The sequence below is a fragment of the Aquirufa salirivi genome (genome assembly GCF_045310485.1).
Classification (GTDB): Bacteria; Bacteroidota; Bacteroidia; order Cytophagales; family Spirosomataceae; genus Aquirufa; species Aquirufa salirivi.
On record NZ_JBEWZH010000004.1, the window covers coordinates 173748 to 186060 of the forward strand.

The following is a 12313-nucleotide window of genomic DNA, read 5'->3' on the forward strand; positions in this document are numbered from 1 at the left end:
GGTTGAATGGAAAGGGCGGTTAATATATAAAAACCCAACTGTTTTCCAGAAAGTTCGAGCGAAATTAAATATATTTAACAGAATTTTGAGGTTCTAATTTTTCAAATGAGATTTTTCGCCGTTCTTTTCTTACTTCTAGTTGCGCATTTGGGCTTTGCACAACAAACACCTCAAGTTACTCAATTCATGATGAATCGTTATCTGTATAATCCGGCTTTTGCTGGATTTGAGGATTATACAGATATTAAAGTGGGTTATCGACAGCAGTGGGTCGGTTTATCAGAAGGTATGAAGACCTTTAATGCTACAGCCAATTGGTCCATTGATAAGTCGGACAGGACTTCCACGGGACCTACACCTTATATGTCCAAAACGATTCGAAGGTCTTTTATTCCAACAAAACGGAGAAAGAAAGATTATCGTTGGGAATTTCATCAGGGTTTGGGACTACAGGTTCAAGCTGATCAATTTGGCCCCATGTCTACCTTTTCTGTAGCTGGATCTTATGCATACCATGTATCCTTGGGTGGGGAAAATAAGTTGTCAGTGGGAGCAACAGGCGGATATTATTCCAGGGGCTTAAACATGAATAATTTTGATGTAAAAGATGGAGGAGATCCATTAATTTTATATTTAGATCCACCGGCTGGAACAGCCATCACATCGGCACCCACTCCTTATGGATCCCTCACGGCAGGTCAATTAATGGCCAATGTAGGGGTGCTTTATTACAATCGAGAATTTTTCTTAGGTCTTTCGGCAAATCAGTTGATATTTGAGAACTTCACCTATGAGCGCTCTGATCCTTCAGCTTTGGATACGCTTAGTAGAAGGTATTATTGGCCAAATAATTCGGATTTTGACAATGATAAGGTCATGACGCGGGCCTTATATTCGGGAACCATGAAGCCTAATTTATTTGCCATGATGGGTTATCACATCCGTACTTCGAAATATTTTACAGTTTCACCGGCAGCCATGGTGAAGTTTTATAAAGCAGGAACCATGTCCATTGAGGCGAATGTAAAAGCCGATTTCAATCAACAGTTTTGGATTGGTTTTGGATACCGACACAGGGAATCCTATTCTGCCATGTTTGGAGTTCAACTCCGGCATAATATGCACATGTCTTATTCGTATGACTTGAATGCCAACGGACTAGCCTATCAGTCCATGGGTTCACATGAAATAGTATTGGGAATTACAATAAATAATAGGATAGGAGTTCCAACTCCGCATTGATATTATTCTGAAACGTATTTATCTCGAATTTTTTGGTAAGCCTGATCTGGAATTGGGCTATCGTTTGGTAGGCTAGGAGCAATAGGTTTATCCCAATTTAAATATCCCTTCACCCAAGCTAAGGCAAGACCTAAGGTTAAAATCCCAATGAAAATAAACATTTCAACCAAGGCATAGCTGGACCAGGTTGGACTTGCATTTTCTAGGTCAGGATGGTGGAAAACGGAGGCCCAAGGAAAAAGGAAAATAAGTTCGATTTCAAACAAGACAAACATCAAGGCAATCAAATAAAAACGAGGATTGAAGCGAATGTTGGCATTCCCCATAGGTGCTTCGCCTGACTCATAAGTGCTCAGTTTTTCAACATTAGGGCGATTCGGCCTAATCCATTTGGCAAGGGTTAAAATAATGGCTAAGAATAGAATTCCTGCGATCAAAAAGGCCGCGACATATGCGAAAGCTTCCATTACTGCCTCATTTTTAAATAACCTTTAATGACGGTAAAGGTGGTTATCCCTAAAAAAAACAAAATAATATAATGTACATAATTAATGATCCAAGGGAAATGCTGTCCAAGGTAATAACCGGAAGTAACCAAAATTCCTACCCAAAGACCACCGCCAATGACATTTAATAATAAATAACTGTACCAGGGCATTCTACTAATACCTGCCAAGATGGGAGTAAAAGTTCTAACTACGGGTAAAAATCGACTGATAACCAAGGCCATAAAGCCGTATTTATCGAAAAATTCACGAGTTGAATCTAAATGTTTTTTCTTAAAAAAGAGGCTGTCAGGCCTGTTTTCTAGAGATTTTCCAAAGAAACGCCCAGAAAGATAACCTACGAGAGATCCGATTACGGCAGCCAAAAATATGCTGGCTAATAAACCCGAAAGTGGTTCTTTTAAGACACCTGTACCTCCAAATACGCCCGTTAAAAAAAGCAAATAATCACCTGGAAGGAAAAAGGCAAAGAACAGACCATTCTCAGCAAAAACAATCAACGTAATAACAAGCAAGCCTGAGCGAATGATGGTTTCAGAATCAGTTAACTGATGCCACAAAATATTTATTTCATCCATAATAGGGGCTATACAAGCTTATTAATCGTTGGTTTTTAGGCTTTTGTCTCAAAAAAATGTACATTGAGAGTATAAATATCCATTAAAATTTCCATTTTTTCCTACATTTGAGCTATGAAAACTTGGCTAGCCTCCATCCTTTTTGTGATTATCTTTGCGGGATCCTGGATTCCAAAGGTGGGAATGGAACAAAGTTTCAAGGCGAATGAATTGCTAAAACACTTTCAAGATCATAAGCGTCAGGCACCAGCAGGATTTAGTTTCATGGATTTTCTTTGGATGCATTATGCCGCTGATTCCAAACACGCTAAAACAACCAGTCATCCTAGTTTACCTAGTTTTGATTTTAGTGGCGTAAGTGGATATGTCCTACCATCCATTTATTTAGTCTTTATCTTACCGCTACTTTTTGTGTTACCTCGTCGCCAGTTAATCAATTGGCAAAATCTATATCGTTTTTCATTAGCGAGAGTGCTAATTGCACCTCCACGGTACTAGGGAATTGACATTCATTTCCTTACGTTCACCATTTCCATTGAAAAATGATTCATTCGATAATATATTTTAGTATTCGAAATAAACTCATTGTAGGTTTATTCGTCTTAGGACTTGTGGCATGGGGCGGCTATTCGCTCACTCGTTTGCCCATTGATGCATTGCCTGATATCACTTCGAATCAGGTACAAGTGATGACACAATCTCCCGCTTTAGCCGCGTCTGAAGTGGAAAAATTCATCACTTATCCTTTGGAGATTTCTTTGAGAACCATCCCCAATGTGAAGGATATTCGTTCTATTTCCCGCATGGGCTTATCCATTATTACCGTCGTCTTTGAAGATGAAGTAGCGATGGAAGTAGCGCGACAGCAGGTTTCGGAAAAATTAAAAGCGGCCGAACCTTATTTATTACGTGGAGCAGGTATTCCTGAAATGGCTCCAATCACCACGGGTTTAGGGGAATTCTATCAATATACCTTGGACGTAGATCCCGAATTCCGAGATCAATATTCCTTGGCTGATTTACGTACCTACCAAGATTGGATAGTCAAGCGTCAATTGCTTGGGATCAAGGGTGTTGTAGAAGTCAGTTCTTTTGGAGGTTATGTCAAACAATATGAAGTAGCCATTAATCCTGAGCGAATTCGTGCGATGAATATTAGTATCGACGAGCTATTTACTGCCTTAGAAAATAACAATTCCAATTCAGGGGGAAGTTATTTAGAAAAGGGAACCGATGCCTATTTCATTCGTTCAGAAGGGATGATACAGTCCTTAGCAGATATCGAAAATACGGTGATTAAACAGCGTGGTTCGGGTGGATTGCCAGTTTTCGTCAAAGATGTTGCCCAAGTTCAATTTGGGAAAGCGGTACGTTATGGTGCCATGACAAAAAACGGAAATGGAGAGGCAGTGGGTGCGGTAATGCTTTTATTGAAAGGAGCGAATGCCAATACCGTGGTGAAGGATGTGAAAGAGCGTATGGAATTGATTCAAAAAACACTCCCTCAGGGAATTCACATTAATGCTTACCTAGATCGAAGTATATTAATAGGGAAGGCCATTAATACCGTCGAGAAAAATTTAATCGAAGGGGGATTAATTGTGGTCTTTATTCTTGTCTTGTTATTGGGAAATTGGCGGGCTGGACTTATTGTGGCATCCATGATTCCTCTCTGTTTGCTGTTTGCCTTTGCCATGATGAATATCTTTGGCGTTTCAGCGAATCTAATGTCATTAGGGGCAATAGACTTTGGTTTGATTGTGGATGGAGCCGTGATCATTGTAGAATCCATCATTCATCGACTCCATTCAAGGAGGAAAGGAGAAGTCCTAAGTCAACATGAAATGGATGAAGAAGTAAATATCTCAGCTCAAGCCATTTTTAAATCGGCAGCCTTTGGTGTAATCATTATTCTAATTGTGTATTTACCGATCATGGCATTGGGAGGTATTGAGGGTAAAATGTTCCGTCCTATGGCCCAAACGGTTTCGTTTGCCATTTTTGGAGCTCTGTTGCTTTCATTAACCTATGTGCCGATGATGTCTTCCTTATTTCTAAGTAAAAAGGTGAGTCATAAGATTACCTGGGCAGATAGAATCATGAACTTTATGTATGGCAAATACAGCCCTATCGTCAATTGGGCACTCAGCAATCGTAAGAAAGTGGTCATAGCATCCTTTGTGCTATTAGCAGGAAGTATAGGTTTATTTACCACCTTGGGAGGGGAATTTATTCCAGAGCTGAATGAAGGCGATTTTGCAGTAGAAACGATCTTGCCAACCAATGCCTCCCTATCTCAAAGTATAGCGGTCAATAATAATGCTCAGGCCTTGTTGCTTAAAAAATTCCCAGATGAAATCAAGCAAGTCGTGTCACGAATTGGAGCATCGGAAATCCCAACGGATCCTATGGGAATCAATGCCTGTGATTTAATCATTATATTGAATGAACCCAGCGTTTGGAAAAAAGCCAAAAGCATGGAGGAATTGGAAGAAAAAATGGATCGAGAGTTAGATGCCTTTCCTGAAGTAAACTTTGAATTCACCCAGCCTATTCAAATGCGTTTTAATGAGTTGATTGCGGGTGTTAAATCCGATGTGGCCATTAAAATATTTGGCGAAGATCTAGAAATCTTGTTTGATAAAGCGACTGAAGCAGCTCGTTACATTCGAAAAATCGAGGGAGTGGGTGATATCAAGGTTCAACAAATCGACGGCGTGCCGCAGTTAGTTGTTCATTATAATCGCGCTAAAATGGCTCAGTATGGTTTACGTATTCAAGATGTGAACAGACGGGTAAAAATGACTTTTGCCGGAGAAACGGCTGGTTTGGTGATGGAAGGAGAAAAGCGCTTTGACTTAGTGGTTCGTTTGGATTCAGCGCATCGTGCCGATATTCAAAATTTGAAGGAGCTTTATTTAGATTTACCGAATGGTTCTCAAATTCCACTGGAAGAAGTGGCCACGGTAGATTATCAAAATGCCCCTGTCGAAATATCTCGTGATAATACCAATCGACGAATTACCATTGGTATCAATGTGAGAAATAGAGACGTACAAAGTGTCGTGACAGACATTGAAAAGGTCATGAAGAATAAAATTACTTTGCCAGCAGGTTACTATGTTAAGTACGGGGGTACATTTGAAAACCTTCAAGCGGCAAAATCCAGATTGTCCATCGTGGTTCCTTTGGCATTAGCCTTAATTTTTGCGCTCTTGTTTTTTACATTCAATTCCATGTTAGAAGCGGCCATCATTTATTTGGCTATTCCGCTTTCTGCCATAGGGGGTATATGGGCTTTATACCTCAGAGGAATGCCGTTTTCAGTTTCCGCAGGAATTGGTTTTATAGCTTTATTTGGTGTTGCCGTATTGAATGGAATTGTTCTACTTTCTTTTTTCAAACAATTAGCTACGGAAGGGTATTCGGTAGCAGAGCGACTAAAGAAAGGGCTCGAATTGCGTTTTCGTCCAGTTATCATGACTGCTTCTGTTGCTTCCTTAGGATTCTTACCCATGGCTTTGAGTCATTCACCAGGTGCGGAGGTTCAGCGACCATTGGCCACGGTGGTCATTGGGGGCTTAATCACAGCTACCTTTCTAACGCTGGTAGTTATTCCCGTGGTTTATTCTTTGGTGATGACAAGAAGAGAAAAAAAGTTGAAGTCGCAGCCTATGATTGTTTTGGTGATTTTAGCCGGCTTAATGCTTAGTTTTTCAAGCTTAGGTCAGGGATCTAAACCGGTTTTGACCTTGTCAAACTGCATGCAGGATGCATTACAACATAATGCTTTATTGAATACGGGAAACCTAGAAATTCAAAGTGCAGAAGCATTGATTCAGTCTGGAAAGGATTTGCCAAAAGGAAGTATTGATTTTCAATATGGTAAAACGCAAACATATTTTAGTCAGGATTATACCATTATTGCTTCCCAAAGTATTCCTTGGCCAACCTTGTTAAGAGCTCAGGTTAAAGCACTGACGTCCCAAAAAATGTTGGTAGAGAAAAGGCAAAGGATTACCCAAATCTTAGTGCTTTCTAGCGTTAAATGGTATTACTATCAACTGTTAATTCAGCAAAAACATCTAGAATATTTACATCAACAAGATAGTATCTATTCCCAAATGTTGAAGGCAGCCAGTGTCCGTTTCAAACAAGGAGAAACGAACCGATTAGAGGTGGTTGCTGCTGAAGCGCGTTTGAGGGAATTTCAACAGAAGCAGCTTTCCTTGCAAGCAGATATTCAGGCTAATTATCAGAATTTGGCTTACTGGATGAATCGAAAGGAAGTGTTTGTGATACAAAATTCAAATGCTTTAACGATGCAAGCGCCTCTAATTCCAGCTGATTTAGCTAAAAATCCTACGCTTCAATTTTTGGAAGAGCAGGTAGTTCATGCCAAACTTCAAACAGAGGTGGAAAAGAATAAAATGAAACCTGATATTCGGGTAGGAGCTACTACGCAGAGTATTGAAAATTATGGAGGTCAGAACTTTGTTCAGGCAGGTTTATCTTTACCCATTTTTGCCAAAGGGCAGAAGGCGCGTATTTCTGCCGCTCAAAAGCAAGAGCAAGTAGTTGCAAGCCAAAAAGATCAGGTATTAAGTCAAATTAGTACAGATTTACAAAATGCTCAAATATCCTTGGGCAAATTTGGTAATTCATTGAAGTACTACCAACAAACAGCCTTGCCTCAAGCAGAATGGTTGGTTCAAACGGCTTTGAAAAGCTACCAACAAGGGGAAATCGAGTATGTAGAAATGCTTCAAAATACGCAACAAGCTTGGCAGATTAGAGAACAATATTTACAGGAAGTTTTGGCATATAATCAAAACATCATTCAAATTGAAACCATATTAGGAAATGAATAAGCACATCATATATCAATGGATTATCCTAATTTTCATCGGCGGATTGTTGGCCTGTGGAAATAAAGAAACGGAAACAGCAGTAGCCGAAACAGCTGTGTCAAGTATCAAGCTGAGTGCCGAGCAGAAACAAAATGCTGGAATTGAATTAGGACAACTAGAGGAAAAAGAAATGTCCTCCGAAGTGTCTTGCACGGGTTTAGTGGATGTTCCACCTATTTCAATGGCTTCTGTTTCACTGCCAATAGCGGGATATGTCAAATCGACTTTTGAAATATTACCAGGAAAGCTAGTACACAGAGGACAGGTTTTGGCCACGATTACCAGTTTGGATTATATTCAAATGCAACAAGAATATATTCAGGCATTGAGTCAGCAAACCTATTTGACTTCAGAGAAATCTCGTCAACAGGTTTTGAATACAGAAGAAGTGGGGTCTAAAAAGAAACTCCAATTGGCGGAGGCTGATTTTTCTAACGTACAGGCGCAGGTGAAATCCCTTGGCTTGAAATTGGAAATATTAGGTTGTGATTTGAAAACTCTCTCTAAAGGAAATATCTCTTCCTATTTACAATTGAAAGCTCCCATTGATGGCTACATCGTAGATGTATTTATGTCCATTGGGAAGTATGTTCAGCCCACCGATGAATTGGTGAAACTGGTTGGTATAGCTCACAAACATGTGGAGTTGAAAGTGTTTGAGAGAGATTTAAGTAGTTTAAAGATAGGTCAAACAATCCAATTTGAAGCAGAAGGAATGCAAGGTAAAGGGAAAGTGTTTTTGATTGGCAAGCAGGTCGATTTAAGTACACGTACCACCTCAGTCCATGGTCATTTTAATAATGAATCTGATGAGCAACGTTTCACCGTAGGCCAATTTATCAATGCGAAGATTTTGGTAGGAAATCAAAAAATGAAAACCATTCCACAGGCTGGTTTGGCTCGAGTAGGTAAGGGAGGATTTATTTATGTAGAAAACCCACAAGGGATCATGAAACAGGTTCCTGTAAAAGTACTTAGTTCCAATGAGGAATTTGTTGGAGTGCAACCTACTAAAACCTTGCCAGAAGGAAAGGTTGTCATTAAGGGAGCCTCTGCCTTAGAGGCGATCTTTGCTAAGGACTAAGAAATTACACCTTGGAAACAAGTGAAGTTGGCCCAGCGCTCAGCTAGGTCGACTTCTTTGTTGAATATCCCAATGATGGTAGATCCAGAGCCACTCATAGCAGCATATAGGGCGCCTTGATCATATAAATCTTGCTTAATTTGAGCTAGTATAGGGTATTTCGGGAATAAGCTTTGTTCAAAATCATTGGAAATGAGGTCTTTCCAGACTTCTAAAGGCTTTTGAATGGATTGGGCCAAATCAATTTTTGCTGGCTTCGGTTTGACTTGGGAGTATGCTTCCTGCGTGGAAATGCCAAAATTAGGATATATTAGGATGACATGATGACCTTGTAAAGAACAGGCAATAGGACTTAATTTGTCGCCTTTACCTTTGCCTAATTGGGCCTGTTGGAAAAGAAAAAAGGAACAATCGCTGCCTAATTGTTGGGCGTAGGGGACTAATTGTTCGTTCGTTAGTGGTAAATTAAATAAATCTCGTAAACCCATTAAAGTAAATGCTGCATCAGCAGATCCTCCACCTAATCCTGCTCCCATAGGTATGATTTTATGTACATGTAGGTGAACTGCTGGGACTTGAAAATCCTTGGCCAAGGCGTAATATGCTCTTAGACATAAGTTATTTTGAACTTCACCTGAAATAGGCAGACCTGAGGAAGAAAATTCCACCTGTGAGCTTGGACTAATTTCTAGAATATCTGTCCAAGGTATATGAAAGAAGCAGGTTTCCAGTTCATGAAAACCATCTGGTCTTTTGGCAATGATTTGTAGACCTATATTAATTTTGGCATTCGGGAAAAGGACCATATTAATCTTCTAAAATATTACTGATTGGACTAAGTTTTAAAAACAGCCCCAAAAAGAAAAGAATGAAGGCAAAATCAAAGAAAAATTTGCTCTGATCTACATGTTCTTCCCAATATATTTCTTTCACTTTGGTAGATTCCAATTGATTGATTTCATCAAAAATGGCATTTAAACTCTTTTGGTCAGTAGCACGGTAAAACTTTCCATTGCTTTTTTCGGCTATGATACGAAGCGTACTTTCATCCACTGGGTCCAATGAAGGTTTTACACTTCCAACAGCAATGGTATATACTTTGATGCCAAATGTTTTCGCTAATTCAGTGGAAGTCAAAGGATCCAAATTACCTGCAGTATTATTTCCATCACTGATTAAAATGCTGATTTTCTTTGGGTTGGGAGAATCCCTTACCTGATTGATACACATGCCTAGTGCATCGCCTAAAGCAGTACCCTCTTCCTTGATTAATTTAGAATCTAGTCCTAACAAGGCTTGTTTCAAATAACTTGAATCGTTCGTGATTGGACTTGCCAGATAGGGCGCGCCAGCAAATGCTACTAAGGCGATGAAATCATTCTTTCTTTGTTTGACAAAAGAGGTGGCTACTTGTTTGGCAATCACTAATCTAGAAGGACTTACGTCTCGATTCAGCATGGAGGAGGATATGTCGATAGCTAGAGCCATGTCAATTCCATCAGGCTGAATCTTTCTTTTTGGATTGACTTTATAAGGGCCCGCTAAAGCTAAAATGATGCTGGTTAGGAGCATGATTTGAACGATATCTGGGATAAAGCTGATGAAGCGGATTAATCGGTTTTGGATTAAAGGTTTTGTAAATGAAAGGGTAATTCGAGCTTGATTTTTTCTATTTAATAAATATCGAATCAAAAATATAAGCAAGGGAAGGGGGAGAAGAAATAGAAAAATCTCATGTTCCCAATGGTAGGAAAATAGGGAAATAAATTGCTGCCAGGAAAAGAATAATTGGTATTTCATGACTTTTTATTTTCCTGAGATATGACTTTTCTTTCTTCTTGGTATATAGAATTGGCAATTTCCAAAAGCTTGTTGACAGATTCCGTGGTTTTACTAGAAAAATTCCCGCCATAAATCGCCGAATCTAATTCATGTAGGGCCTTGGCCAACTGTTTATTTTCTAAAGTATCCACCATTTCTTTGGTGGTAAACGTGGTAAATGGTTTTGAGGTTAAGCTTTCTATGTATTTTTTCCAAAGCGAAAAGGCTCTTTCTAAATTTTGTAATCCCAATTGATTATTTTCAATATTTCGAGTAAACCTTTGATAAATTCGGCGGAAGTCAGCATTTTTTCGCCACAATAGATAAAGTTTAAACCATTTTTTCAGGCTATTTCCTAAAAACCAATAGATTAATCCCGTGAAAACGAGAAGACCAAGTCCCCAAATGACCACATTTTTCAGGTCGGTTTTTGGCTGCAAAGGTGCGATAGGGACATGTTGATATAGCGAATCCAAATTGATTTTTTCGGGATGTGGTACTAAGCGCTTTAAATATATATGGTCCTTGGTCGGGAAAATTTTAGTACAATCTGACTCTTGCAAGAGGTAAACTGGAATGGCTAAACTATGTTGATTCTCTATTCTAAAAAGTTGAAACGTATAGACGGCAGAATCAATACTACCGCTGGCATCTGTTTTGGTTGGGAAATACGTTCTTTCTACAGCTTGAAATGCCCCAAAGTTTTGGTTCACGGTGGGAAAGAATATTTCTTGGTTTTTACCATGTCGGACCGAAAGGCTATAGTGAATCTGCTGTCCGATCTTGACAGAGTCTTCCAAGAATTGCCCTTTAATTTGAATGGGTTTTTGTTGCATTATTTTCTAACCGTAAACAATTTCACTAGAGTAGGAACAAAATCTTCCCCTGCCCGTATACTGATGTAATCAGCTTGCCATTGTTTACATAATTTTTTGAGCTCTTCGGCTCGTTGGAAACCTTGCTCTTTTTGTAAATTTTTGAAAAATGTAGAACTGGTATTCACCCAAGTAGTCCGTTTTCTTTCAGGATCGAAAATTGGGATAATACCCAAGGATGGAAGTTTTATTTCTTGTTTGTCCAAAATTTGAATGACCACTAAATCATGCATTTGCGACATGGCCCTTAAAAGATCGTGGTAATTCTCATCGATAAAATCAGACAAGACAAATATTAAACTACGCCTTTTTAATATCTGCAAGGTAAATCCTAAAGCCCCTTTTAAGTCGGTCCCTGTATTTTCTGGTTCCATTTTAAAAAGCTCAGTGATGACCCGGTAGGCATGTTTTTTGCCCATGGCGGGAGGCATGAATTTCTCATTTTTGTCAGAAAATCCACAAAACCCTAAATGACTTGCTTCTTGCATGGCTGAAAAGGAAAGTACGCCTGCTACTTCTTTCAATGTTTTAAGTTTGGATTGGGAGTTTCTGCCAACCTGTTGGGAGGCACTTACATCCAACAGGAAAAATACGGTTTGTTCCTTTTCTTCTTTGAATAATTTGACAAAAGTACCGTGGCCTTTGGCGGTGGTATTCCAGTCGATATGACGTACATCATCGCCATAATGGTATTGACGTAAATCGCTAAATTCCAATCCTGAGCCTTTGAAAATGGACGAAAAATTCCCGTGCATTTGGGTATTTATCGCTTTTCTGATGCGAATTTCCAATTGAACAACATGGGAAAGAAAGGAATGAATGTCCGAATCCATGGAATGAATGAGGGCTTAGAATCGTGCTAAATTACCTATTTTTTGAGCAAGTCGAATGAAAAGCCATAAAAGCTTTCTAAATTAAGGGGAAATTTGAACCATGAGAAAAATTTATTTCCTACTATGTTTGGGATTCTTTGCATGCAGGGAATCGTCGGAATCCAAACTCATTGAAGAGGATAAATTAGCTGAGATATTGGTCGATATACACATCGAAGAATCCAAGGTTTCCAATTTGCATTTTGGAAGTATTGATTCATCGATCTTGGCGTACAATTATCAAGAAAAGCGTATTTTTAAAAAGTATGGAGTGGATTCTTTGCAGTTTGCGAGCAATTTTGATCGCTATGTACAAGAGCCCAAGGATTTTCTGCGCTTGTATGATAAGGTAAATCGAATCATGGAAAAACGATTTAAAAAGCCTGAAACTTCACATCGATGAGACAAGTAGGAATATGTATTTT

11 protein-coding genes are annotated in these 12313 nt (G+C 39.2%); 5 read left to right on the forward strand and 6 right to left on the reverse strand.

Translation table 11 applies throughout. From position 1 onward, the window contains the following. Positions 1–105 precede the first annotated feature (105 nt). On the forward strand, positions 106–1242 hold the full coding sequence (locus tag U0R11_RS06845; protein ID WP_406750840.1) for a PorP/SprF family type IX secretion system membrane protein: 1137 nt from the start codon (positions 106–108) through the stop codon (positions 1240–1242). 2 nt (positions 1243–1244) lie between these two features. Here the strand turns inward: U0R11_RS06845 and U0R11_RS06850 are convergent, their stop codons facing one another. Both U0R11_RS06850 and U0R11_RS06855 read right to left on the reverse strand, forming a co-directional pair. Continuing rightward, positions 1245–1709 (reverse strand): NADH-quinone oxidoreductase subunit A, encoded by a 465-nt coding sequence (locus tag U0R11_RS06850; RefSeq protein WP_406750842.1) that lies wholly within the window; start codon positions 1707–1709, stop codon positions 1245–1247. After that, positions 1709–2326, reverse strand: a complete 618-nt coding sequence (locus tag U0R11_RS06855; RefSeq protein ID WP_166373766.1) for a DedA family protein — start codon at positions 2324–2326, stop codon at positions 1709–1711. The genes U0R11_RS06850 and U0R11_RS06855 overlap by 1 nt, the downstream gene beginning before the upstream one ends. A gap of 114 nt (positions 2327–2440) precedes the next feature. Here U0R11_RS06855 and U0R11_RS06860 point away from each other — a divergent pair, with 114 nt between their 5' ends. Genes U0R11_RS06860 through U0R11_RS06870 form a run of 3 tightly spaced genes read left to right on the forward strand, consistent with a single transcriptional unit; the run spans position 2441 to position 8320 of the window. Continuing rightward, complete coding sequence (locus tag U0R11_RS06860; protein WP_166373767.1) at positions 2441–2824, forward strand: hypothetical protein; 384 nt, start codon at positions 2441–2443, stop codon at positions 2822–2824. Positions 2825–2868: 44 nt separating this feature from the next. Beyond that, entirely contained in the window at positions 2869–7197 is a 4329-nt protein-coding gene (locus U0R11_RS06865) for a CusA/CzcA family heavy metal efflux RND transporter (RefSeq protein WP_406750844.1), read from the forward strand. Continuing rightward, on the forward strand, positions 7190–8320 hold the full coding sequence (locus tag U0R11_RS06870) for an efflux RND transporter periplasmic adaptor subunit (RefSeq protein WP_406750846.1): 1131 nt from the start codon (positions 7190–7192) through the stop codon (positions 8318–8320). Before U0R11_RS06865 ends, U0R11_RS06870 begins: the two co-directional genes overlap by 8 nt. On the opposite strand, the gene ispE is transcribed toward U0R11_RS06870, so the two are convergent. From ispE to U0R11_RS06890, 4 genes are read right to left on the reverse strand one after another with little or no spacing between them, the layout of a single operon-like run. Continuing rightward, positions 8317–9126 (reverse strand): 4-(cytidine 5'-diphospho)-2-C-methyl-D-erythritol kinase, encoded by an 810-nt coding sequence (gene ispE, locus U0R11_RS06875; protein ID WP_406750848.1) that lies wholly within the window; start codon positions 9124–9126, stop codon positions 8317–8319. The two genes, U0R11_RS06870 and ispE, sit on opposite strands and share 4 nt — an antisense overlap. 1 nt (position 9127) lies before the next feature. Then, complete coding sequence (locus tag U0R11_RS06880) at positions 9128–10120, reverse strand: VWA domain-containing protein (protein WP_406750850.1); 993 nt, start codon at positions 10118–10120, stop codon at positions 9128–9130. Then, positions 10117–10977 carry a VPS52 family protein gene (locus U0R11_RS06885; RefSeq protein ID WP_406750852.1) on the reverse strand — a complete coding sequence of 287 codons (861 nt, stop codon included), beginning with the start codon at positions 10975–10977 and terminating at the stop codon, positions 10117–10119. The genes U0R11_RS06880 and U0R11_RS06885 overlap by 4 nt, the downstream gene beginning before the upstream one ends. Beyond that, a complete protein-coding gene (locus U0R11_RS06890) occupies positions 10977–11849 on the reverse strand; it encodes a DUF58 domain-containing protein (RefSeq protein ID WP_406750854.1) in 873 nt (290 codons plus the stop codon). The genes U0R11_RS06885 and U0R11_RS06890 overlap by 1 nt, the downstream gene beginning before the upstream one ends. Before the next feature lie 100 nt (positions 11850–11949). Between U0R11_RS06890 and U0R11_RS06895 the strand changes: the two genes are divergently transcribed. Then, entirely contained in the window at positions 11950–12291 is a 342-nt protein-coding gene (locus U0R11_RS06895; RefSeq protein WP_406750856.1) for a DUF4296 domain-containing protein, read from the forward strand. The last annotated feature ends 22 nt before the right edge of the window (positions 12292–12313 follow it).

Bases quoted from the DNA above. Each gene is read 5' to 3' on its own strand.
- ispE (WP_406750848.1), bottom strand. From the start codon at position 9,126: ATGGTCCTTTTCCCGAATGCCAAAATTAATATAGGTCTACAAATCATT.
- U0R11_RS06855 (WP_166373766.1), bottom strand. From the start codon at position 2,326: ATGGATGAAATAAATATTTTGTGGCATCAGTTAACTGATTCTGAAACC.
- U0R11_RS06890 (WP_406750854.1), bottom strand. From the start codon at position 11,849: ATGGATTCGGACATTCATTCCTTTCTTTCCCATGTTGTTCAATTGGAA.
- U0R11_RS06880 (WP_406750850.1), bottom strand. From the start codon at position 10,120: ATGAAATACCAATTATTCTTTTCCTGGCAGCAATTTATTTCCCTATTT.
- U0R11_RS06895 (WP_406750856.1), top strand. From the start codon at position 11,950: ATGAGAAAAATTTATTTCCTACTATGTTTGGGATTCTTTGCATGCAGG.
- U0R11_RS06850 (WP_406750842.1), bottom strand. From the start codon at position 1,709: ATGGAAGCTTTCGCATATGTCGCGGCCTTTTTGATCGCAGGAATTCTA.
- U0R11_RS06860 (WP_166373767.1), top strand. From the start codon at position 2,441: ATGAAAACTTGGCTAGCCTCCATCCTTTTTGTGATTATCTTTGCGGGA.
- U0R11_RS06870 (WP_406750846.1), top strand. From the start codon at position 7,190: ATGAATAAGCACATCATATATCAATGGATTATCCTAATTTTCATCGGC.
- U0R11_RS06885 (WP_406750852.1), bottom strand. From the start codon at position 10,977: ATGCAACAAAAACCCATTCAAATTAAAGGGCAATTCTTGGAAGACTCT.
- U0R11_RS06845 (WP_406750840.1), top strand. From the start codon at position 106: ATGAGATTTTTCGCCGTTCTTTTCTTACTTCTAGTTGCGCATTTGGGC.
- U0R11_RS06865 (WP_406750844.1), top strand. From the start codon at position 2,869: ATGATTCATTCGATAATATATTTTAGTATTCGAAATAAACTCATTGTA.